Source organism: Streptomyces sp. SM11, assembly GCF_002910905.1.
Lineage (GTDB): Bacteria > Actinomycetota > Actinomycetes > Streptomycetales > Streptomycetaceae > Streptomyces.
Genome location: NZ_NEUE01000201.1, coordinates 1 through 22,887, shown reverse-complemented (window position 1 = coordinate 22,887; position 22,887 = coordinate 1). Strand labels below are relative to the sequence as shown.

General features: G+C 67.9%; 16 protein-coding genes, 2 rRNA genes, 1 pseudogene and 1 riboswitch. Of the genes and pseudogenes, 4 read left to right on the top strand and 15 right to left on the bottom strand.

The window, feature by feature from the left end; all coding sequences use genetic code 11:
* Positions 1-14 precede the first annotated feature (14 nt).
* A complete protein-coding gene (locus B9S58_RS18915) occupies positions 15-794 on the bottom strand; it encodes a CPBP family intramembrane glutamic endopeptidase (protein ID WP_103533315.1) in 780 nt (259 codons plus the stop codon).
* A gap of 186 nt (positions 795-980) precedes the next feature.
* Between B9S58_RS18915 and B9S58_RS18910 the strand changes: the two are divergent.
* A pseudogene (locus tag B9S58_RS18910) lies at positions 981-2,773 on the top strand (substrate-binding and VWA domain-containing protein).
* Positions 2,774-2,873: 100 nt separating this feature from the next.
* On the opposite strand, the gene B9S58_RS18905 reads toward B9S58_RS18910, so the two are convergent.
* Complete coding sequence (locus B9S58_RS18905) at positions 2,874-4,379, bottom strand: glutamate--cysteine ligase (RefSeq protein ID WP_103533302.1); 1,506 nt, start codon at positions 4,377-4,379, stop codon at positions 2,874-2,876.
* 484 nt (positions 4,380-4,863) lie between these two features.
* Here B9S58_RS18905 and B9S58_RS18900 point away from each other — a divergent pair, with 484 nt between their 5' ends.
* Positions 4,864-5,448 (top strand): hypothetical protein, encoded by a 585-nt coding sequence (locus B9S58_RS18900; protein WP_103533301.1) that lies wholly within the window; start codon positions 4,864-4,866, stop codon positions 5,446-5,448.
* Positions 5,449-5,776: 328 nt separating this feature from the next.
* Entirely contained in the window at positions 5,777-5,983 is a 207-nt protein-coding gene (locus tag B9S58_RS18895; RefSeq protein ID WP_103533300.1) for a DUF5999 family protein, read from the top strand.
* A gap of 103 nt (positions 5,984-6,086) precedes the next feature.
* Here the strand turns inward: B9S58_RS18895 and gcvP are convergent, their stop codons facing one another.
* Positions 6,087-8,972, bottom strand: coding sequence for an aminomethyl-transferring glycine dehydrogenase (gene gcvP / locus B9S58_RS18890; RefSeq protein ID WP_103533299.1), 2,886 nt, complete (start codon positions 8,970-8,972; stop codon positions 6,087-6,089).
* A gap of 193 nt (positions 8,973-9,165) precedes the next feature.
* Positions 9,166-9,263: riboswitch (glycine riboswitch) on the bottom strand.
* 132 nt (positions 9,264-9,395) lie between these two features.
* Here gcvP and B9S58_RS18885 point away from each other — a divergent pair.
* Positions 9,396-9,767, top strand: coding sequence for a PRC-barrel domain-containing protein (locus B9S58_RS18885; protein WP_103533314.1), 372 nt, complete (start codon positions 9,396-9,398; stop codon positions 9,765-9,767).
* Here the strand turns inward: B9S58_RS18885 and B9S58_RS18880 are convergent.
* From B9S58_RS18880 to B9S58_RS18825, 12 genes are all read right to left on the bottom strand, one after another.
* A complete protein-coding gene (locus tag B9S58_RS18880; RefSeq protein WP_103533298.1) occupies positions 9,689-11,143 on the bottom strand; it encodes a DNA polymerase IV in 1,455 nt (484 codons plus the stop codon). The genes B9S58_RS18885 and B9S58_RS18880 overlap by 79 nt on opposite strands.
* Before the next feature lie 109 nt (positions 11,144-11,252).
* Positions 11,253-11,879 carry a MerR family transcriptional regulator gene (locus tag B9S58_RS18875; RefSeq protein ID WP_103533297.1) on the bottom strand — a complete coding sequence of 209 codons (627 nt, stop codon included), beginning with the start codon at positions 11,877-11,879 and terminating at the stop codon, positions 11,253-11,255.
* A gap of 168 nt (positions 11,880-12,047) precedes the next feature.
* On the bottom strand, positions 12,048-12,521 hold the full coding sequence (locus tag B9S58_RS18870) for a bifunctional nuclease family protein (protein ID WP_006123076.1): 474 nt from the start codon (positions 12,519-12,521) through the stop codon (positions 12,048-12,050).
* A gap of 53 nt (positions 12,522-12,574) precedes the next feature.
* Positions 12,575-13,318, bottom strand: coding sequence for a MerR family transcriptional regulator (locus B9S58_RS18865; RefSeq protein WP_103533296.1), 744 nt, complete (start codon positions 13,316-13,318; stop codon positions 12,575-12,577).
* Positions 13,319-13,361: 43 nt separating this feature from the next.
* The gene (locus B9S58_RS18860) at positions 13,362-14,141 is read right to left on the bottom strand and encodes an FHA domain-containing protein (protein ID WP_103533295.1); all 780 of its coding nucleotides are present in this window, start codon (positions 14,139-14,141) and stop codon (positions 13,362-13,364) included.
* 190 nt (positions 14,142-14,331) lie between these two features.
* Positions 14,332-15,144 (bottom strand): DUF881 domain-containing protein, encoded by an 813-nt coding sequence (locus tag B9S58_RS18855; protein WP_103533294.1) that lies wholly within the window; start codon positions 15,142-15,144, stop codon positions 14,332-14,334.
* A gap of 5 nt (positions 15,145-15,149) precedes the next feature.
* Complete coding sequence (locus tag B9S58_RS18850) at positions 15,150-15,482, bottom strand: small basic family protein (RefSeq protein ID WP_003970459.1); 333 nt, start codon at positions 15,480-15,482, stop codon at positions 15,150-15,152.
* A complete protein-coding gene (locus B9S58_RS18845) occupies positions 15,479-16,393 on the bottom strand; it encodes a DUF881 domain-containing protein (RefSeq protein WP_181009370.1) in 915 nt (304 codons plus the stop codon). The genes B9S58_RS18850 and B9S58_RS18845 overlap by 4 nt, the downstream gene beginning before the upstream one ends.
* 97 nt (positions 16,394-16,490) lie before the next feature.
* On the bottom strand, positions 16,491-18,986 hold the full coding sequence (locus B9S58_RS18840) for a mannose-1-phosphate guanyltransferase (RefSeq protein WP_103533292.1): 2,496 nt from the start codon (positions 18,984-18,986) through the stop codon (positions 16,491-16,493).
* A gap of 112 nt (positions 18,987-19,098) precedes the next feature.
* Complete coding sequence (locus tag B9S58_RS18835; protein WP_103533291.1) at positions 19,099-19,707, bottom strand: CDP-alcohol phosphatidyltransferase family protein; 609 nt, start codon at positions 19,705-19,707, stop codon at positions 19,099-19,101.
* Between the two features lie 156 nt (positions 19,708-19,863).
* Positions 19,864-19,980, bottom strand: a 5S ribosomal RNA gene (gene rrf / locus B9S58_RS18830).
* Between the two features lie 78 nt (positions 19,981-20,058).
* A 23S ribosomal RNA gene (locus B9S58_RS18825) occupies positions 20,059-22,887 on the bottom strand; the annotation flags it as partial.

The following is a 22,887-nucleotide window of genomic DNA, read 5'->3' as shown; positions in this document are numbered from 1 at the left end:
CCGGGGCACCGCGCTCAGAGCGTCGGCAGCCAGTCGACCCGGCCCGCGAGCAGCGCGTATCCGACGAACGCCCCGATGTCCAGGAGCGCGTGGGCGACGACCAGCGGGCCCACCCGGCCCCAGCGCCGGTAGAGCAGCACGAAGACGACACCCATCACCACGTTGCCGATGAAGCCGCCGATCCCCTGATACAGGTGGTACGACCCGCGCAGTACGGAGCTGGCCACCAGGGCGGCCATCGGCGTCCAGCCCAACTGCCCGAGTCTGCGCAGCAGATACCCGACGACGATGACCTCCTCCACCACGGAGTTCTGGATCGCCGAGAGGATCAGTACGGGGAACTTCCACCAGACCTCGGGCAGGGACTCGGGCACGACCGTCAGGCTGAATCCCGTGGCGTGGGCCACGAGGTAGAAGGCCAGGCCCGCGCTGCCGATGCCGGCCGCGACCAGGGTTCCCCGGCCGAGGTCGAACCAGGGCCTGGCCCGGTCGAAGCCGATGGCCCGCAGGCCCGTTCCCTCCCGGATCAGCAGGTGCGCGACCAGCGCGACCGGCACCAGAGCCGTTGCGATTCCGAACATTTGCCATGACAGATCAAGCCATGGACGGTCCGGAGCGTACGAACCGTTGAGCTTGGCCGCCTGATCCTGCAGACCTCCCGGCTTCGTCAGTGATCCGACAAAACTGATGAGGGAGGACACCGCGCTGGCACCCAGCGAGAGCGCCAGGACCAGCACCGTCTCGGACCGCAAGTTCCCTCGCGAAACGGCCTCTTGAGGAAAAGAATCAGCCATGCGCCCGGTCTCCACCTGTACACCTGCCTTTAGTTCTGCAATCGCGTCTCATCCCACTCACCGTCCCACTAGGGTCTCGAATACAGGTACGAAGATCATGCGTGACAGGCTGGCGGACGACCGCCATCGCTGATGTGTGTGGTCCCCCTTTTCCTTGTTTCACCTTCAAGGAGGGGCACCACCGACATGGGACGTCATAGCTTGCCCGACGGCTACGCGGCGGAAGGAGGCCGGGACCACCCGCGCCCCCGGCGCCGACGTCGTACGGTGGTCATCGCCACCCTGCTCGTCCTCGCCGCGGCGACGGGAACGGCCGTGGCGGCCAGGGGCGGCCAGTTGTCGTTCTCCGAATCCTGCGCGGACTCCGCCGTGCGGCTGTCCGTGGTCGCGTCCCCGGACATCGCCCCCGCCGTACGCTCCATCGCCGAGCAGGCCCGCGCGGACGAGGTCAGGGCCGACGGCCGCTGCCTCGCGGTGGAGGTGCTGGCCCGCGATTCGCACAAGGTCGCCGAAGCCCTCGCCGCCGGGGGCGCGGATCCCGACTTCCAGGTCTGGCTGCCCGACTCCGATCTGTGGCTGGAGAGGGCCAAGGGGCTGGGGGAGGGCATTCCCGTCTCCCCGTCCGATTCGGTGGCCTTCTCACCGGTGACCCTGGCCATGGTGCCGTCCGCCTCGCGGACGCTGGGCTGGCCCGGGAAGACGTACACCTGGGCCGAGTTGGTCGCCGGGGCGCTCGGGTCGGACCGGGTACGACTCGGCGCCGCGGACCCGGCGCGCAGCGCCACCGGGCTGCTGGCGCTCGCCGGCATCGGCGCCTCGTCCGCGCGACAGGGCGGGGACAGTGACACCCGGGTCGCCCGGACCGCGAAGGTGCTCGCCGAGCGGATGTCGGACAGCGACGCGCAGGTGCTGGAGACCCTGGCGCGGAGCACGTCCGGGGCCGAGGAGGGCAACCCGAAGCGCAACCAGGCGGTTCTGATCTCCGAACAGTCGGCGTTCACGCACAACGCGGAGGCGACCGGCGGGGGCAAGCTGGACCTCTTCTACCCGGAGGACGGCACTCCGCTGCTGGACTACCCGACACGCTGGTGAACGAGGTACGCCTGAGCACCGCGGAGTCCCGCGCGGCCCTGCGCTTCATGAACCTGCTGGGCGACCGGGAGGCTCAGGACACCTTCGCCGAGCACGGGTTCCGGGCCGGCGACGGGACCGCGAGGGACTCCCTCGTCGTGGCGGCCGGCGGCAGGAAACCCCAGCCGTACGCCGCACCGGCCACCGAGCCGCCCTCGACGGAGGAGCTCCGGGAAACGCTCGGGATGTGGACCGTCACCGTGCAGAGCGCCCGGCTGACCACGGTGGTCGACGCCTCCGGCTCCATGGCGACACTCGTGCCGGGCCGGGGCCAGTCCCGGATGGACGTCACCAAGGAGTCGCTGATCCGGGCGCTGGGCCAGTTCAACCCGGACGACGAGATCGGGCTGTGGGAGTTCGCCACCACGCTGGACGGCGAGAAGGACTACCGGCGGCTCATGCCGACGAAGCGGCTCGGCGACCCGGCCGCGGGCGGCGGGACCCACCGGGAGAAGCTCACGGCCGCGTTCGCGGGCCTGCGGCCGGTGCCGGGCGGTGCGACCGGGCTGTACGACACGACGCTGGCCGCGTACAAGGAGGCCCGGTCGACGTTCGTGAAGGGCAAGTTCAACGCCCTGGTGATCCTCACCGACGGCTCCGACCAGGACGAGAACGGCATCTCGCGGACCGGGCTCACCGCCGAGCTGAAGGAGCTCCGCGACCCGGAGCGCCCCGTCCCGGTCATCGCCATCGCCGTGGGCCCGGACGCGGACCGCGACGAGGTCGCCGAGATCGCACGGGTCACCGGCGGCGACGGCTACGAGGTGAGCGACCCGGCGGAGATCCAGGCGGTGATCCTGCAGGCCATCATGGCAGCGGGCCAGAACGGACGCGCCGCACAGGAGTGACCGGGTGGAAGCCGAAGCCGCACGCGCCGCACGGCAGTGACCGGCCCGGAACCGGACCCGTCACTGCCGTGCGTCCTCGGTGCCCGGCGCGGCGGCGGCCTCAGGGCGCCGGGAATCCCACCGGCCAGGTGTGCACCGGCTCCCCGGCGTGCATCAGCTCGGCGTAGCGGCGCGTGGTCGCCGCGAGTGCCGCGTCGCGCCCGAGTCCGGCGTCCAGGGCCCGGCGGTACGTGGCCACCTGCCAGGAGGCCCCGTTGACGCGCCGCCTGCAGCGCTCCTCGATCACTCCGAGATAGCGGTCCCGGTCCGCGGGCTCGATGTGCCAGGCGTCCAGGCCCACGGCGGCCAGCGGCAGCAGTTCCTCCAGCACCAGCTGTACGGCGGGGATCCTGGCCAGCCCTCCGGAGCGGCCCGGCCGGGGCCAGAGCAGCTCGGCCTCGATGCCGTGCCGGCAGGCCTCGGTGAAATTCTCCTCGGCGGCCTCGAACGGCAGCCTGCTCCACACCGGCCGGGACTCCTCGGCGAGCGCCCGTACGAGCCCGTAGTAGAACGCGGCGTTGGCGATCACATCGGTGACCGTCGGCCCGGCGGGCAGCACCCGGTTCTCCACCCGCAGATGGGGAACACCGTCGGCGATCCCGTACACCGGGCGGTTCCAGCGGTAGACGGTGCCGTTGTGCAGCACCAGCTCGGCCAGCTCGGGCACCCCGCCCTCGTCCAGCACCTTCAGGGGGTCCTCGTCGTCGCAGATCGGCAGCAACGGCGGAAAGTAGCGCAGGTTCTCCTCGAAGAGCTCGTGGGCGGAGCCGATCCAGCGCTCACCGAACCAGGTCCTGGGGCGCACGCCCTGGTTCGCCAGCTCCGGCGGCCGTACGTCGGTGGCCTGCTGGAACAGCGGCGGCCGTGACTCCCGCCAGAGCTCCTTGCCGAAGAGGAAGGGGGCATTGGCGCCCAGCGCGATCTGAACGCCGGTGATCGCCTGGGCGGCGTTCCACACGTCGGCGAACCGGGCCGGCGTCACCTGGAGGTGCAGTTGGACCGAGGTGCAGGCCGACTCCGGGGCGATCGAAGGCGAGGTGCAGACCAATCGCTCGACGCCTTCGATATCGAGGGCGAAATCCTCCCCGCGGGCGGCCGCCATTTGATCGTTGAGCAGGGTGTAACGGTCCACGTCCGAGAGATTCGCGGACACCACGTCGCGCTCCCCCAGGGTGGGCAGGATCCCGATCATCACGATCCCCGCGTCCACCTCCCCCGCCTTGCGGTGCGCATAGGCGAGTCCGGTTCGCAACTCCTCCGAGAGCTGATCGAATACCCGGCCGCCGAGGCGGTGCGGAACAATATTCACTTCGAGATTGAACATCCCCAGTTCGGTCTGGAAATCCCGGCTCGCGATGCGCTGGAGCACTTCCTGATTCATCATCCGGGGCATCCCGTCGGAACCCGCGAGATTCAGCTCTATCTCCAGCCCCATCAGGTTCCGCGGCCGGTCGAACCTCCGCTCCGCCAGGAGTCTGCCCAGAGCCTCCAGGCACTGGTTGAGCTTGGTGCGGTATGCCTGTCGATCGGACAGGTCAACGGCTACCGCCACGACCTTCTCCCCCATCTAGGGGTCCCTCCTCCAGTGGGCGGCCCGCGGCCCAGGCCGCTCGCATCACGATCGATAATGCCCAGCGGAAGTGATCCGTAACGCCCCCACTGGCCTCCGATACCCGATAGTCTGATGGAAGGAGACCGGGGGCACATTCCTGCGGCATGCGGCTCCCCGCATTTTCGGCTGGGTCATCCGTGGCGGAAACACCGACGAGTTTCGGCCGACCGCACCGCCGGAAGGATGCCAGGTCGAGTTCGACAACAAGGGCTCAAATCACCAGGAATACCGCGATTCGAAGGCCGGATGACGCCTTGTGAGACATATCATCGGCTGCTAGCGGAAACACTGTGTGAACATGCGTCATATAAACTTCGCTCAACGAGGCAGAGAGTTGATACGACTCGCCCGTCACCGGCCGTCTCAGGCCCCGCATGCCGACAGCGCCGTCTGCACCCGCCCAAGCTCCACCGTGTCTCCAAGTGAGAGGCGACCCACTATGCCGCTGCATGTTCCCCCGGCTCCCGCGCCCGCCCTGCGCAGCGTTCTCGCGGCCCTCGGTTCTCCCACCGCGGTCCGCGAGGCCCGAACATCCGCTCTCCGGTCCGTCCAGGGACCGCTGAGTCCCGAACTACCGCTTCCCGTCCATGTGCTGGACCGGCTCACTCCCACCCGGACAGCGCCCCTGACACGCCTCGCGGCCTGGCGCTTCCTGATCCGGAGCGAGGGCCGCGCGGTCGCCGCGGCGGACACGGTGCTCACCCCCGACGGCTGGACGTTCTCGCACTTCTTCGAGGGGCCCTACCTCGCCTCGACCGAGCTGGCCGTCCGGCAGGCGGAGGCGTCGGCCACCGCCTGCCAGGCGCGGCTGCTGTCCATCCCCGAGCTGTACATGCTCACCCTCTGGCTGCACGGCGACACCGAGGCCGATCCCGCCGGCGGGATGCTCGCGCCGGCGGACGTCCTGGTGCCCCTGGCGCCGGCCCCGCCGGGCATCGCCGCCCACCGCCCGCACCGGGTCGCCGATCTGCTGCCCGTCATCTCGCTGCGGGTGGCCCCCGGGCCGCTCCTCAGCTCGGCCTGACCGGAGTCGCCCCCGCAGACCGCCCCCGCAGCACCCCCTTCCGCCGCCCGGTGTGCGGGCGGCGGAAGGGGGTGCTGCGGGGGCGGTCTGCTGCTCACTCGGACTAGCCCCATCCGGCCACCCCGAACCACCCAGAAGGACAGTGCAGTTGCGGTGAACCGTCCGCGCGGGTGATGCGTCATGGGAGGAGTACGGGTGCTGCAGCGAAATCCCTGCGGAATCTTCCCCGTGGGGCAACACTGGGACCGGACCGACTGATACGGGGGCGGCCATGAACACCTCATCCAGCCGCAGGACACTCGACTCGACGCAGCGAAAGAACCCATCCATGTGCCAGCACCAGCCACCCTGCCCCACCGCCGATTCGCCCGACCGGGAGGCCGCCCGCCTGACGGCCCACCACCCCGAACAGGGCTGGAGCCTCCTGTGCAACGGCGTCCTGCTCTTCGAGGACACCGGCGAACTGCTGCCCGACGGGCAGATCATCGCCCCGCACCGGCCGCTGGCAGTCGGCCGCGTGGTGAAGGCCGCCTGAGGACGGCCCAACGAACAGGGGCCGGCCCGGAGAGATCTCCGCACCGGCCCCGACGCATGTCCGGCGTACGCCGCTCACGGCACACGCCCCAGGACAGGCGGCTTCAGTCGTCGTACGCGTCCAGCGGGGGGCAGGAGCAGACCAGGTTCCGGTCGCCGAAGGCCCCGTCGATGCGACGCACCGGCGGCCAGTACTTGTCCGCGGCGGACACACCGGCCGGGAAGACCGCCTCCTCGCGGCTGTAGCCGTGGTCCCAGTCGCCACCGAGCGCGGCCGCGGTGTGCGGGGCGTTGGACAGCGGGTTGTCGTCCTCGCTCCACTCCCCCGTGGCGACCTTCTCGATCTCGGCCCGGATCGCGATCATGGTGTCGCAGAACCGGTCGAGCTCCGCGAGGTCCTCGCTCTCCGTCGGCTCGATCATCAACGTGCCGGCCACCGGGAACGACATGGTCGGCGAGTGGAAGCCGTAGTCGATCAGACGCTTGGCCACGTCGTCGATGGAGACGCCGGTCGCCTTGGAGATCGGACGCAGGTCCACGATGCACTCGTGCGCGACCAGACCGGCCGGGCCGTTGTACAGGATCGGGAAGTGCGGCTCCAGGCGCTTGGCGATGTAGTTCGCGGCCAGCACGGCGACCTGGGTGGCCCGCTTGAGGCCCTCGCCGCCCATCAGACGGACGTACGCCCACGAGATCGGCAGAATGCCCGCCGAACCCCACGGAGCGGCCGAGATCGGGCCCACACCGGTCTCCGGGCCCGCGGCGGGCTGGAGGGGGTGGTTGGGGAGGTACGGGGCGAGGTGCGCGCGGACGCCGACCGGGCCGACGCCGGGGCCGCCGCCGCCGTGCGGGATGCAGAAGGTCTTGTGCAGGTTCAGGTGCGAGACGTCGCCGCCGAACTTGCCGGGCTTGGCGAGCCCGACCAGCGCGTTGAGGTTGGCGCCGTCGACGTAGACCTGGCCGCCGGCGTCGTGCACCTCGCCGCAGATGTCGGCGACGTGCTCCTCGAACACCCCGTGCGTGGACGGGTAGGTGATCATGAGCACGGCCAGCTCGTCACGGTGCTGCTCGATCTTGGCGCGCAGGTCCGCGATGTCGACCTCGCCGTCGTCGGCGGTCTTCACCACGACGACCTTCATGCCGGCCATGACGGCGCTGGCGGCGTTGGTGCCGTGCGCGGAGGACGGGATGAGACAGACGGTGCGCTGGTCGTCGCCGTTGGCCCGGTGGTACGCCCGGACGGCCAGCAGACCCGCGAACTCGCCCTGGGAGCCGGCGTTGGGCTGGATGGACACCGCGTCGTAGCCGGTGACCTCGGCCAGGCGCTCCTCCAGCTCACGGATGAGGGTGAGGAAGCCTTGTGCCTGCTCGGCCGGGGCGAAGGGGTGCAGCGCGCCGAACTCGGGCCAGGTGATCGACTCCATCTCGGCGGTCGCGTTCAGCTTCATGGTGCAGGAGCCGAGCGGGATCATGCCGCGGTCCAGCGCGTAGTCACGGTCGGCGAGCTTGCGCAGGTAGCGCAGCATCGCGGTCTCGGAGCGGTACTGGTGGAAGACCGGGTGGGTCAGGATGTCGTCGGAGCGCAGCAGCGCCTCGGGCAGCGTGTCGGCGACCGTGGCGTCCAGCGCCTCGATGTCGCCCTCGGCGCCGAAAGCGGCCCAGACGGCGGCGATCTGCGCCCGGGTGGTGGTCTCGTCGCAGGCGATGGAGACGTGGTCGGCGTCGACGGGGCGGAGGTTGACCCCGCGCTCCCGGGCGTCCGCGACGATACCCGCGGCCTTGCCCGGGACGCGCACGGTCAGGGTGTCGAAGAACGCGCCGTGCACGACATCGACGCCGGCGCCCCGCAGGCCGTCGGCCAGGATCGCGGCGAAGCGGTGGGTGCGACGGGCGATCGTCCGCAGCCCCTCGGGGCCGTGGTAGACCGCGTACATCCCGGCCATGACGGCGAGCAGGACCTGCGCGGTGCAGATGTTGCTGGTGGCCTTCTCGCGGCGGATGTGCTGCTCGCGGGTCTGGAGGGCCAGGCGGTAGGCCTTGTTGCCGTCGGCGTCGACGGAGACGCCCACCAGGCGGCCGGGCAGGGAGCGGGCGAACTTCTCGCGGACCGCCATGAAGCCGGCGTGCGGGCCGCCGAAGCCCATCGGGACGCCGAAGCGCTGGGTGGTGCCGACCGCGATGTCCGCGCCGAGCGCGCCGGGCGAGGTGAGCAGCGTGAGGGCCAGCAGGTCGGCGGCGACGGTGACGATCGCGCCGAGCTCGTGTGCCTGCTCGATGACGGGCTCGATGACGCGCACCGCACCGGAGGCGCCCGGGTACTGGAGCAGCACACCGAAGACGCCGCGCTCGGCGATCTCGGCGGGGATTCCGTCGCTCAGGTCGGCGACGACGACCTCGACGCCGGTGGGCTCGGCACGGGTCTCGATCACCGAGACGGTCTGCGGCAGGGTGTCGGCGTCGACCAGGAAGACGCCCTTCTTGACCTTGCCGACGCGCCGGGCGAGCGCCATCGCCTCGGCGGCCGCGGTGCCCTCGTCGAGCAGGGAGGCGCCGGAGGTGGGCAGCCCGGTCAGCTCGGCGACCATCGTCTGGAAGTTCAGCAGGGCCTCCAGGCGGCCCTGGGAGATCTCCGGCTGGTACGGCGTGTAGGCCGTGTACCACGCGGGGTTCTCCATGACGTTGCGCAGGATGACGGGCGGCGTGAAGGTGCCGTAGTAGCCGAGGCCGATCATCGGGGCCAGCACCTCGTTGCGGTCGGCCAGCGACCGCAGCTCGGCCAGGACCTCCGCCTCGGTACGCGCCGAGGGAAGGTTCAGTGCCTCCGCGCTCTTGATCACGTCGGGCACCGCGGCGGCGGTCAGCTCGTCGAGGGAGCCGTAACCGACCTGGGCGAGCATCTTCGCCTGGGCTCCGGCATCGGGCCCTATGTGGCGCTGCTCGAACGGAATGCCCTGCTCCAGCTGGGAGAGCGAAGTGCGACGGGGGGTCATGGTGGAGGCCTCCTGGTCTGTCACGACCTGCGAGGGGCACCACGGCGCGGGTGCCCGAACGGCCTCCCCCTCTGTCATCTCAACCTGAGAGCTTCACCGGCCCGCCCAGAGGCGTGCCGGCTTTCACCGTCGGTGAGGGTCGAGTCCGTCCGAGCCTGCGCCCGCACGGAACCGCCCTGCTTTCCAGAGTGACCTCAACCGTGCGGTACGGGGGCCTGAGAGATTCCGGGGAGGAGTTGCTCCTTCGGCGCCTCCGGATTCTGCACCGGAGGACTCTCCCGCACGGGGTCAGCAGCCACTGCCAGCCTACCAGCGGCCAATACTCCGGAGCTCTCGAGTGGCCGACACCACGGATCTGCACTTGTGTGGTGCTGGTGGAGCAACAGGGACCACCCCGAGCAGTTGCGACCAGTGGGAGGCACCGTGCAGACCGATATCGATCCGCGCCGCCTGATCGGCCGCAAGGCATTCGATCGCAAGGGCGCCAAGATCGGAACGGTGGATGAGGTCTATCTCGACGACGCGACGGGCGTGCCCGAGTGGGCGGCCGTCCGCACCGGCCTGTTCAGCAGGGACGCCTTCGTCCCCCTGGAACCCAGCGAATTCGTCGAGGACGTGCTCCGCGTCCCCTTCGACCGCGCGTTGATCAAGGACGCGCCGGACTTCGGCGTCGGCCGTCACCTCTCGCCCGAGCAGGAACTACAGCTCTACCGCCACTACGGGCTGGACTCCCCGCCCACGGAGGGTCCGTCGTCCGACCGGGACTTCGGCAAACTGGCGGGCCAGGAGGAGTAGCCGGCCGGCTCGCGGACGAGCGGCAGCGGATCGGCGGGCCGCAGCATCGGATCGTCGACGCGGAATGTGAGGACCCGGCCGGGTGCGCTCCACGGTTCCTCGAACCGGACGGTGACCCGGCCCACCCCACTCCCCTGCACCCAGCCGTGCCCGTGCTCCTCGTGGTGCACGTCGTGTCCGGCGGGCCAGCGCCGGGCTGCGAGCAGCTCCGCCCCGTCCGGCTCGGGTTCCGGGACGGCCTCCTCGCCGCCCTCCACAGCCGGCACCCGGTCCTCCTCGGCCCGCCGTACAAGATCCCGGGCATCGGCGGCCTGGGCGAACAGGTCCTCCTGAGTGAAGTCGGCAAGCCCCGTGACGCCGACCCCCAGGAGCCGTACGCCTCCCGTGGTGTCGACGGACTCCAGCAGCCGCGCCGCCGCCCCACGGACCACCGTGGGGTCGTCCGTGGGGCCTCTGAGGGTCTCGGAGCGGGTCAGCGTGGAGAAGTCGTAGCGGCGCACCTTCAGCACCACCGTGCGGCCCGACCGGTCAGCGGCGCGCAGCCGTTCCACGCACCGGACGGCAAGCCGCTCCACCTCGGCGCGCACCCGCACCCGGTCGTGCAGGTCCACGTCGAAGGTGTCCTCCACCGATACGGACTTGGCGTCCCGCTCGGCGACCACCGGCCGGTCGTCGAGCCCCAGCGCCATCCGGTACAGCCCGTGGCCGTGAGCCTTGCCGACCAGCCGTACGAGCTCCGCCTCGCCCGCCTCGGCCAGGTCGTGGACGGTGGTCATCCCCGCGCGTCTGAGATGGTCCCCGGTGGCCGGACCGACCCCCGGCAGGATGCGGACGGACATGGGGGCGAGCAGCTCGCGCTCGGTGCCCGGCTCGATGACGAGCAGCCCGTCGGGCTTGGCCTCCTCGGAGGCGATCTTGGCGAGCATCTTGGAACCGGCCAGCCCGACGGATCCGCTGAGGCCGGTCACCGCCCGGATGGCCGCCCTCAGCCCCTCCCCCGTCGCACGGGCCGACGCCGAGTCGTCCGCCGTCCCGCCGGCCTCCAGGTCCACGAAGGCCTCGTCCAGGCTGAGCGGCTCCACCAGGGGCGACAGCCGCCCCAGGAGCTCCATCACCTGGTCGCTCACCGTCCGGTACAGGGAGAAGCGGGGCACCAGATAGGCCGCGTTCGGTGCGAGCCGCCGGGCCTGAGCGGTGGGCATCGCCGAGTGCACGCCCAGGCGCCGAGCCTCGTACGAGGCGGTGGCGACCACACCGCGCGGGCCGAGGCCGCCCACCACGACCGCCTTGCCACGCAGGCTCGGCTTGGCCGCCTGCTCCGCCGACGCGTAGAAGGCGTCCATGTCCAGGTGAAGGATGGTGGGCGCGGGTCTCACACCGTCGATGCTGCCCTACGGCACTGACAACGGGACGGTCCGGCGCTCCTGGGAGCGCCGGACCGTCCCGTCGTCAGTGCCGTTCGTCGTCCCGTGCGTCGAGCGGTGTTCAGCCGGCGCGGTTGCGGCGCCGCGCCAGCTCGTCCGCGGGGTTGTGTCCGACGAGCGTCTCGCCGGTGTCGACCCGCTCGCCGTGCAGCTGGGAGAGCGCCGCGTCCACATCCCGCCAGACGACACCGACGGCGATCCCGAAGACCCCCTGCCCGCCCTGGAGCAGGCTGACGACCTCGTCGGGCGATGAGCACTCGTAGACCGTGGCCCCGTCGCTCATCAGCGTCATCCGCTCGAGATCCTGGAAACCGCGGGCCCGCAGATGCTGGACCGTGGTGCGGATGTTCTGCAGAGCGACCCCGGTGTCCAGGAACCGCTTGACGATCTTGAGGAGGACCACGTCCCGGAAACTGTAGAGACGCTGGGTCCCCGACCCGTAGGCCGGGCGCACACTGGGCTCGACCAGTCCCGTTCGTGCCCAGTAGTCCAGCTGGCGGTAGGTGATCCCCGCCGCCGCGCACGCCGTCGGTCCGCGATAGCCGATGTCGCCGGCATCGCTCGCCGCTGCCATGCCGCCCGCTGCCACCGCTGCCGGTTGAACCGGCTGCCTGATGGCGTGGTCGGCTCCACTGCCGTGCTGCGGATACGGCCCACCCGCCACCGTACCGTCGCCGCTGCTTCTCACGCCGACCTCCGTCCTTGACCTGCCCACTCGAAGGTAGGCAGTCACTCGGGGTGCGTCAACGATCGCCACACTCGGCACGCCGAGTGATAATCACCCTGAGGGTGGTTTCCCGTGTCTCGTTTCCGGGAAAGGCTTGTCGGATGCGCTGACGGCACCCTTGCGGGACGGTCACTGGCTGTTCGTACCGAAGTCCTCCGGAGAGATCTGGTCGAGGAATTCGCGGAACTTCTCCACCTCGTCCTCCTGCTCGTCGGGGATCGCGATGCCCGCATCGTCCAGCACGCCGTCACTGCCGTAGATCGGCGTGCCGGTCCGCAGGGCGAGCGCTATGGCGTCGGAGGGCCGGGCGCTCACCTCAACTCCGCTGGCGAAGACGAGCTCCGCGTAGAAGACCCCTTCGCGGAGGTCCGTGATGCGGACCTCGGTGAGTTCCTGGCCCACGGCCTCGAGCACATCCTTGAACAGGTCATGGGTCAGCGGCCTGGCGGGAGCCATGCCCTGCTGGGCGAAGGCAATCGCGGTCGCCTCCCCAGGACCGATCCAAATGGGGAGGTACCGGTCGCCTCCCACTTCACGCAGGAGAACGATCGGTTGGTTGGAGGGCATTTCCACCCGGACACCGACAACGTCAAGCTCGTTCACACAGCAACCCTAGGACGTGCTCGCCATGTTTGGGTAGTCGGGCTCCGCCGAGGTCAGTGCAGACGGCTGCGCAAAGCACTCTGCACGAGTGCCGCGTGCAGCCGTACGGACAGCTCGGCGAGCTCGTTCGCGGTGGCCTCGGCATGGGCTCTGGTCTGCGGATTACGGTGCCGGCGCAGGGGCGCGACCAGCTGCTCCACCAGCCCCGCCTCCCGGTCGGCGGAGGCCCGCATGGCGCGAAGATGGCGCGGCTCCAGACCGAAACGCCCCAGGTCCGCCACCAGCTTGGCGACATTCACCATCTCGGCGTCATAGCCGCCCTCGGAAGCCGGGACGATGAGCCCGTAGGACTCCCATTCGGCCAGCCGGTCCTCGTCGACCTCGGCCGCCGCGAGCAGCTCGGCCCGACCGATCCGGGCGGCGGTCGCCGCTCCGGGACCGGCCTCCCACACCCCGTCGGTGAGGTCCCGGCGGTCGCCGGGCGAGGGCAGGACCGGCTGCTCCCCCCGGGCCAGTGCGTCCAGGTGCTCCCGAATGACCTTCAGCGGCAGGTAGTGGTCCCGCTGCATGCGGAGTACCTGCGCCAGGCGCTCCACATCACGCGGGGCGAACTTCCGGTATCCGGAAGGAGTGCGCTGCGGCTCGATGAGCCCCTCGGCCTCCAGGAACCGGATCTTGGAGATGGTGACTTCGGGAAACTCTTCGCGCAGCTGGATGAGCACCGTTCCGATGCTCATCGGGCGCGCTTCCGCGGTGGCGGTGCCGTGGCCAGCACCGCCTGTCGGTGTTCGCTGCATGGGCCTTCCTGGGGGTCCCCCCCGGACGGAGTCCGAGGGCTGGTCACACGCCCCGCGGGCTCGCATAGAAGACCAGGCGGTACTTTCCGATCTGGACTTCGTCGCCGTTGGACAGCAGGACCGAATCGATGCGCTCACGGTTGACGTAGGTGCCGTTGAGGCTGCCGACATCACCCACGGTGAAGCTACCGTCCGGGCTCCTGCGGAACTCCACATGACGCCGCGACACGGTCACATCATCGAGAAAGATGTCACTCTGCGGGTGACGGCCGGCCGTGGTCAGGTCGCTGTCGAGGAGGAAGCGGCTCCCGGAATTCGGGCCGCGCCGCACGACCAGCAGCGCCGAACCGCCGGGCAGCGCGTCGACCGCGGCCTGAGCCTCCGGAGAGAGCGAAGGCAGAGCTGTCTGGCCCGTCGCCTCAGCCTCGTACGCCTCGAGACCGGAAATGGAGATCGTGGACGTCGTCTCCGAGGGACGCTCGGGAACACCGCCCCGCAACGGCGCGCCGCAGTTGGAACAGAACCTGCTGGCCTCCGCGTTACGGTGACCGCACCTCGTACAGACCGGCATCGACGAGCCCTCCGAGGTGAATCCTCCACCCGTACCCGAGGCTGATGGTTCGCCGAAACCTATGCGTCCGGCACCGGCAGGGTCAACAGACGACACGCCGTCACCACCCGCGGCGCCGGACACCTCGTCGCGGAAGAGCGGACGCTCCGCATCCTGCTCCTCGCCCTGACCGTGGCGCGGCGCGCGGTGGCGGGCAGCGCTGTTGCTGTCCTCGCGTGCACTCTTCCCGAACAACTTCGCAAAAAACTTCACGGGCGATTCCCCTTGACCGACGTAGACCCGCCCGTGGGGCAGGACGAACCCTGATTGAACACACCTGCCGACCCGGACATCTTCACAACGTCCGTATCCACCCGACAGTTTCCACCACGCACCACCAATCCGGTGCGCCGACCCCCCGCAACCGTCCGACCCGGTCCACCGGCCATCGCACTCGCCCGGCTCACGGGGATGACGACCGAGCGTAGTCAGGCCGCTGCGCCGGTCGCAAGGCGTCCACGACGATGTCGTCGGACCGCTCCACGAGTACGGTGGCCTGCTCCTTCTCCAGCGACTGGACCACGCCGCCGGGGATGTTGAGGGCGGGCTCCAGGTCCTGCGGCTTGCCGATCACCGTGAACTCGTACGGTGCTTCGATCTTCCTGCCGTCCACCTGGACATCCCCGCCGTCCCCGGAGAAGTAGGTGTTGGCCACCACCCGCACAGCGTTGACCTCGATCGCCTCGGCCCCCGCCGCCCGCAGTTCCTGAATGGCGTCGAGCAGCATGTCGGGCGCGACCGCCCCCGAGGGATCCGTGATCGTCAGCGTGATGCCGGGACCCTCGGCCGCCACGGTGCCCGCGAGGATACCCAGCTGGCGTTCCTTCTCCAGCGTCTGCTTCCGGGCCTCCTCTGCCTGGTCGGAGCTGTTCTCCAGCTCGGCACGCTGATCGTCCAGGCGCTGCTTCTCGTCTTCCAGACGCTGGGTCCGGTCGTCGACCTCGTCGAGGATGCGGACCAGGTCCTCCTGCCGGGCGCCGCGCAGCGCACTGTCGTCATTGGTGGACCGCACCTGGATCGCGAGCCCCAGACCGAGCCCGAACAGCAGCACGGCGACGATGAGTTGGGCCCGGCTCAGCCGGGGCGGCCACAGCCCGGCCCTGAGCCGCTGCCGACCGGACACCTCCTTGGCCGCGGGCGGCGGCGCGGGGGCCTCCGGGACAGCGGGCGCGCCGTCCTCGGGCTGTTCGCTGCGGGGATTCTCGTCGTTGTTCATCGGCCTCAAGCCCGGAAGACGTGCCGGCGGATCGCGGCGGCGTTGGAGAAGATCCGGATGCCTAGCACGACCACCACACCCGTGGAGAGCTGGGCGCCGACTCCCAGTTTGTCGCCGAGGAAGACGATCAGCGCGGCCACCACGACGTTGGAGAGGAAGGAGACCACGAAGACCTTGTCGACGAAGATGCCGTCGAGCATGGCCCGCAGACCGCCGAAGACGGCGTCCAGCGCGGCGACGACCGCGATCGGCAGGTAGGGCTCGACCACCGCCGGCACCTCGGGCCGGACCAACAGTCCGACCACGACTCCCACGACGAGGCCCAGTACGGCGATCACGATGTGCCCTTCCCTGTGTCTGCCGCACCACTGCCGGCGGCCTTCGGCTCTGCTGTACGGACGATCAGGCTCGGCGCGGCCGGAAGCCGCACCTTCGCCTGATCGGAGATGCTGGTGCGGATGTCGAAGCTCTCCTTGAGCGCCTGCAGGTACTGGCCGTCGGCGCTGCTCCGGAACGCGGTCGCGAGCTTCTTCCCGTTCCCTACCGCGAGCACCGTGTACGGCGGTACGAGCGGTCTGTTGTCGACCAGTATGGCGTCGCCGGCGGCCCGGATGGCCGACAGTGCCGTCAGCCTTTGCCCATTGATGGCGACGGCCTCGGCCCCGGACTCCCACAGACCGTTGACGACGCGCTGCATGTCCCGGTCGCGCACCCGTCCGGTGTCGGCGAAGCCCGACGACTCGCGTGGCCCCCCGCCGCCCTGGTCGGTGTTCTTCGCATCGTCGACGATCAGCTTCACGCCGGGACCCTCGACCGGAGTCGCTCCGGCCAGCAGTGCCACCAGCTCCCCCTGGTCCCCGCCGTGCCGCTCAAGGGCCTTGCGCTGACGTTCACTCACATCGGAGCGGAGCGTGTCGACCTCCGACTCCAGCGTGTCCGCCGCCCGCGTCTCCGCGTTGATCCGGTCGATCAGCTCTTCGCGCTCCTTGGCGACGACCGGCGCCGAGATCCGCGCCTCGGCGGCGCCCAGGGTGACCACCAGGGAGGCCACCACCAGTCCGGCGGCCAGGCCGAGCTTCGACTTGAGCGTACGCGGCAGCCCCGCGCTCCCGTCGGCCTTGCGCCGCGCCGAGGCCTCCGCGTACCCGTCGTCGAGGCTGTGGTCCATCACGTTGTTCAGCAGCGACATGGAGGCGTCGGGGCGGGCGGGCGGCGAGGCGGTGCTCCGATCGGGGGACTGCTGCGACATGCCGCACATCGTCGCACGTCATCACGGCTGCCGCCGAATGGCCCCACCGGTGCGCCGCGGCCCCCTGCCCGGGGTGTCGCGGCGCACCGCCATCACATCAGTCGCCCGCGCTGTCCACCACCGAGGCCCACTCGTCGAGCAGAGCCTGCGCCGAGGCGTCGTCCGGGCCTTCCGCCCACAGATGGGTGACGGCCTCCGCCCGGTCGGGCAGCACCATGATCCACCGCCCGTCCGACTCGACCACGCGGACCCCGTCCGTGGTGTCCACGCTGCGGTCACCTGCCGCTTCGACGACCCTCCGCATGACAAGCCCCTTGACGGCCCAGGGCGTCGCCAGGTCGCGGCGCAGGACATGCGCCCGGGGAATACGGGCGTCGATCTGACTCAGGGTGAGCTGGGTGCGCGCGACGAGCCCGATGAGCCGGACGAATGCGGCGCTCCCGTCGAAGACGCTGCTGAATTCGGGAACGATGAACCCTCCGCGCCCGTCTCCTCCGAAGATGGTGTCCTCTTCACGGCCCACCCGGGTCAGGTCGTCGGGCGAGGTGGTCGTCCACTCCACCTGGGTGCCGTGGTAGGCCGCCACCTGCTCGGCGACGCGCGTGGTCGTCACGGGCAGGGCGACACGACCGCTGCGCCGCTCGGCGGCGACAAGATCGAGGAGGACCAGCAGGGCCCGGTCGTCCTCGATGATCCGGCCCAGTTCGTCGACGAGGGAGAGCCGCTCACCCACCGGGTCGAACCGCACCCCGAAGGCCGCCCGAGCGGAGGACACGATCTCCCCCAGCCGCACCAGACCGGCCCGCCGGGTGTCGGCGGACTCGGTGGGCCGCGATTCGTCGAGTCCGGGGTTGATCGTCAGTGCGTCCACGCCGAGCCGCCCAAGGAGGCTGGGCAGTACAAGCCCGGCGCTGCCGTTGGAGGCGTCGACGACGACCTTGAGCCCCGACTCCGCGATGCCCTCGACGTCGACGTTCCGCAGCAGGGACCCGGTGTACGAGTCGAACACGCTGGACGGGAAGTGCAGGTCGCCGATCTCTCCGGGGAAGGCCCTACGGTACTCCTGGCGCGCGTAGACCCGGTCGAGCTTGCGCTGCTGCGCCTGCGAGAGGTCCGCGCCCCGCTCGTCGATGAACATGATGTCCACCGAGTCGGGCACCCCGGGCGACGTACGGATCATGATGCCGCCGGCGCTGCCCCGGGCGGTCTGCTGACGGGCCACGGGCAGCGGTACGTTCTCCAGGTCCCGGACGTCGATGGCACTGGCCTGGAGGGCCGAGATGACGGCCCGCTTGAGGGCGCGGGCGCCTCGGGAGTGGTCACGTGCGGTCGTGACCGTCGAGCCCTTCTTGAGGGTCGTGGCGTAGGCGCCCGCCAGCCGTACGGCCAGTTCGGGGGTGATCTCGACGTTCAGGATCCCGGAGACCCCGCGAGCTCCGAAGAGGTGTGCCTGTCCGCGGGATTCCCAGATCACCGAGGTGTTGACGAACGCGCCGGCCTCGATGGTCTTGAACGGGTACACCCGCACGTTGCCCTGGATGATCGACTCCTCGCCGACCAGGCATTCGTCCCCGATGACGGCACCGTCCTCGATCCGGGCCGCACGCATGATGTCGGTGTTCTTGCCGACCACGCAGCCCCGGAGGTTGCTGTGCTGTCCGATGTAGACGTTGTCGTGCACCACGGCCTTGTGGAGGAAGGCGCCTGTCTTGACGACGACGTTCGATCCCACCACCGTGTGCTCGCGGATCTCGGCGTCCGCCTCGACCTTGGCATAGTCGCCGATGTACAGCGGCCCGCGCAGCACGGCATCGGGATGGACCTCCGCGCCTTCGGCGACCCACACGCCGGGGGAGATCTCGAAGCCGTCGAGCTCCACGTCGACCTTGCGCTCCAGGACGTCGGCCTGGGCCTTGACGTAGCTCTCGTGTGTGCCGACGTCCTCCCAGTAGCCCTCGGCGATATAGCCGTAGATGGGCTTGCCCTCCTTCATCAGCTGAGGGAAGACGTCACCGGACCAGTCGACGGAGGTGTCGGCCTGGACGTAGTCGAAGACCTCGGGCTCCATGACGTAGATGCCCGTGTTCACTGTGTCCGAGAAGACCTGGCCCCAGGTCGGCTTCTCCAGGAACCGTTCGACCTGACCGTTCTCGTCCACGATGGTGATCCCGAATTCCAGCGGATTTGGAACCCTGGTCAGGCAGACGGTGACGAGGCCGCCCTTTTCCTTGTGGAACGCGATGAGGTCGGTGAGGTCGAAGTCGGTGAGCGCGTCACCGGAAATGACGAGGAACGTGTCGTCCTTCAACGCCTCCTCGGCGTTCTTCACGCTGCCCGCGGTGCCGAGTGGCTTCTCCTCGTTCGCATAGGTGAGCTCCATCCCGAGCTCTTCACCGTCCCCGAAATAATTCTTGACGAGAGAGGCAAGGAACTGGACGGTCACTACTGTTTCGCTGAGCCCATGCCGCTTGAGCAGCCGCAGGACGTGCTCCATGATCGGCCTGTTGGCCACGGGCAGGAGTGGCTTGGGCATGCTCGAGGTCATGGGGCGAAGGCGTGTGCCTTCGCCGCCAGCCATCACGACGGCCTTCATGTCGGAAACGTCCTCCTAGAAGAGACGACGGTTAGCCGAGTTCGCCCGTCGGGGCATTACTCAGAACATCTGCCGCGGGCCGGCCACACTGCGCGGCACCGCATCAACGAGCTCAATCGGCTACTGCGTCCGCCTTCACGAGACGGCGGACCTGAACCACGTAGAGGATCCCTGCCCACCAGTAGAGCGTTGTACCCCATCCTGCGAACGCCCATCCGAAAACGGCGGCCAGTGTTGCCAGCAAACCACTCCCGTCGCTGAGCAGCAACAAGGGGAACGCGTACATCAGGTTGAACGTCGCAGCCTTCCCGAGGAAGTTGACCTGCGGGGGCGGATAGCCGTGACGTCGCAGGATGGCCACCATCACGAGAAGCATCAGTTCCCGGGCGAGAAGGGCCGCGGTGACCCAGAGGGGCAAGATCTCACGCCAGGTGAGTCCGACCAGGGTGGAAAGGATGTAGAGGCGGTCCGCCGCCGGGTCCAGGAGCCGGCCGAGGCTGCTGATCTGGTTCCACTTGCGGGCGAGCTTCCCGTCGAGGTAGTCGCTGATGCCGCTGAGCATCAGCACCAGCAGCGCCCAGTTATCGCTGTTGGGCCCTCCGAACACGGGGCGAAGGATCAGCCACAGGAAGAGAGGTACCCCGACAAGGCGAGCCATGCTGAGGATGTTGGGGATGGTGAGGACCCGGTCCGTCTGGACCCGAGTCTCCTGGACCTCCACCCGAGGGCCTCCTGTGAAGAACGTGCCAATGATGCCCCCTGACCCTACCCTCAGCCTCCCTCCTCCGGTGCACGGGGGTGAAACGCGGAGGGTACGAAAAAGCCCGGAACGCGGAAAAGCCCCGCACCATAGGTGCGGGGCTTTTCCGGAAAAATTGTTCGGCGGCGTCCTACTCTCCCACAGGGTCCCCCCTGCAGTACCATCGGCGCTGAAAGGCTTAGCTTCCGGGTTCGGAATGTAACCGGGCGTTTCCCTAACGCAATGACCACCGAAACACTATGAAATTAACCAACACCGGATGAAACACGGCCGTTCGTTATTTCAGAACTAACACAGTGGACGCGAGCAACTGAGGACAAGCCCTCGGCCTATTAGTACCAGTCAGCTCCACCCGTTACCGGGCTTCCACATCTGGCCTATCAACCCAGTCGTCTACTGGGAGCCTTAACCCTTCAAGAGGGTGGGAATACTCATCTCGAAGCAGGCTTCCCGCTTAGATGCTTTCAGCGGTTATCCTTTCCGAACGTAGCCAACCAGCCATGCCCTTGGCAGGACAACTGGCACACCAGAGGTTCGTCCGTCCCGGTCCTCTCGTACTAGGGACAGCCCTTCTCAATATTCCTGCGCGCGCAGCGGATAGGGACCGAACTGTCTCACGACGTTCTAAACCCAGCTCGCGTACCGCTTTAATGGGCGAACAGCCCAACCCTTGGGACCGACTCCAGCCCCAGGATGCGACGAGCCGACATCGAGGTGCCAAACCATCCCGTCGATATGGACTCTTGGGGAAGATCAGCCTGTTATCCCCGGGGTACCTTTTATCCGTTGAGCGACAGCGCTTCCACAAGCCACTGCCGGATCACTAGTCCCGACTTTCGTCCCTGCTCGACCCGTCGGTCTCACAGTCAAGCTCCCTTGTGCACTTACACTCAACACCTGATTGCCAACCAGGCTGAGGGAACCTTTGGGCGCCTCCGTTACTCTTTAGGAGGCAACCGCCCCAGTTAAACTACCCATCAGACACTGTCCCTGATCCGGATCACGGACCCAGGTTAGACATCCAGCACGACCAGAGTGGTATTTCAACGACGACTCCACAACCACTGGCGTGGCCGCTTCAAAGTCTCCCACCTATCCTACACAAGCCGAACCGAACACCAATATCAAACTATAGTAAAGGTCCCGGGGTCTTTCCGTCCTGCTGCGCGAAACGAGCATCTTTACTCGTAGTGCAATTTCACCGGGCCTATGGTTGAGACAGTCGAGAAGTCGTTACGCCATTCGTGCAGGTCGGAACTTACCCGACAAGGAATTTCGCTACCTTAGGATGGTTATAGTTACCACCGCCGTTTACTGGCGCTTAAGTTCTCAGCTTCGCCACCCCGAAGAGCAGCTAACCGGTCCCCTTAACGTTCCAGCACCGGGCAGGCGTCAGTCCGTATACATCGCCTTACGGCTTCGCACGGACCTGTGTTTTTAGTAAACAGTCGCTTCTCGCTGGTCTCTGCGGCCACCCCCAGCTCAAGCAGCAAGTGCTATCACCAGTGATGGCCCCCCTTCTCCCGAAGTTACGGGGGCATTTTGCCGAGTTCCTTAACCATAGTTCACCCGAACGCCTCGGTATTCTCTACCTGACCACCTGAGTCGGTTTAGGGTACGGGCCGCCATGAAACTCGCTAGAGGCTTTTCTCGACAGCATAGGATCATCCACTTCACCACAATCGGCTCGGCATCAGGTCTCACCCTTAAATGTGTGACGGATTTACCTACCACACGGGCTACACCCTTACCCCGGGACAACCACCGCCCGGGCTGGACTACCTTCCTGCGTCACCCCATCGCTTACCTACTACAAGTCTGGTTCATCGGCTCCACCACTACCCTCAACTCCGAAGAGATCGGGCCGGCTTCACGGACTTAGCATCGCCTGATTCAGTACTGGGCGTTTCAAAGCGGGTACCGGAATATCAACCGGTTGTCCATCGACTACGCCTGTCGGCCTCGCCTTAGGTCCCGACTTACCCTGGGCAGATCAGCTTGACCCAGGAACCCTTAGTCAATCGGCGCACACGTTTCTCACGTGTGTATCGCTACTCATGCCTGCATTCTCACTCGTGAACCGTCCACAACTCGCTTCCGCGGCTGCTTCACCCGGCACACGACGCTCCCCTACCCATCCATACGGGCGTTGGCCCTATGTGTATGAATGACACGACTTCGGCGGTACGCTTGAGCCCCGCTACATTGTCGGCGCGGAATCACTTGACCAGTGAGCTATTACGCACTCTTTCAAGGGTGGCTGCTTCTAAGCCAACCTCCTGGTTGTCTCTGCGACTCCACATCCTTTCCCACTTAGCGTACGCTTAGGGGCCTTAGTCGATGCTCTGGGCTGTTTCCCTCTCGACCATGGAGCTTATCCCCCACAGTCTCACTGCCGTGCTCTCACTTACCGGCATTCGGAGTTTGGCTAAGGTCAGTAACCCGGTAGGGCCCATCGCCTATCCAGTGCTCTACCTCCGGCAAGAAACACACGACGCTGCACCTAAATGCATTTCGGGGAGAACCAGCTATCACGGAGTTTGATTGGCCTTTCACCCCTAACCACAGGTCATCCCCCAGGTTTTCAACCCTGGTGGGTTCGGTCCTCCACGAAGTCTTACCTCCGCTTCAACCTGCCCATGGCTAGATCACTCCGCTTCGGGTCTAGAGCGTGCAACTCAAACGCCCTGTTCGGACTCGCTTTCGCTACGGCTTCCCCACACGGGTTAACCTCGCTACACACCGCTAACTCGCAGGCTCATTCTTCAAAAGGCACGCAGTCACGACTGCATGTGCAAGCACATACAGCGACGCTCCCACGGCTTGTAGGCACACGGTTTCAGGTACTATTTCACTCCGCTCCCGCGGTACTTTTCACCATTCCCTCACGGTACTATCCGCTATCGGTCACCAGGGAATATTTAGGCTTAGCGGGTGGTCCCGCCAGATTCACACGGGATTTCTCGGGCCCCGTGCTACTTGGGTGTCTCTCAAACGAGCCGTTGATGTTTCAGCTACGGGGGTCTTACCCTCTACGCCGGACCTTTCGCATGTCCTTCGCCTACATCAACGGTTTCTGACTCGTCCCACAGCCGGCAGACTGTGAAAGAGAGATCCCACAACCCCGCATGCGCAACCCCT

Coding starts and splice junctions, on each gene's coding strand:
- B9S58_RS18865 (WP_103533296.1), bottom strand. CDS start 13,318: ATGCAGCGAACACCGACAGGCGGTGCTGGCCACGGCACCGCCACCGCG.
- gcvP (WP_103533299.1), bottom strand. CDS start 8,972: ATGACCCCCCGTCGCACTTCGCTCTCCCAGCTGGAGCAGGGCATTCCG.
- B9S58_RS18915 (WP_103533315.1), bottom strand. CDS start 794: ATGGCTGATTCTTTTCCTCAAGAGGCCGTTTCGCGAGGGAACTTGCGG.
- B9S58_RS18900 (WP_103533301.1), top strand. CDS start 4,864: ATGCCGCTGCATGTTCCCCCGGCTCCCGCGCCCGCCCTGCGCAGCGTT.
- B9S58_RS18845 (WP_181009370.1), bottom strand. CDS start 16,393: ATGTCGCAGCAGTCCCCCGATCGGAGCACCGCCTCGCCGCCCGCCCGC.
- B9S58_RS18855 (WP_103533294.1), bottom strand. CDS start 15,144: ATGAACAACGACGAGAATCCCCGCAGCGAACAGCCCGAGGACGGCGCG.
- B9S58_RS18895 (WP_103533300.1), top strand. CDS start 5,777: ATGTGCCAGCACCAGCCACCCTGCCCCACCGCCGATTCGCCCGACCGG.
- B9S58_RS18905 (WP_103533302.1), bottom strand. CDS start 4,379: ATGGGGGAGAAGGTCGTGGCGGTAGCCGTTGACCTGTCCGATCGACAG.
- B9S58_RS18840 (WP_103533292.1), bottom strand. CDS start 18,986: ATGAAGGCCGTCGTGATGGCTGGCGGCGAAGGCACACGCCTTCGCCCC.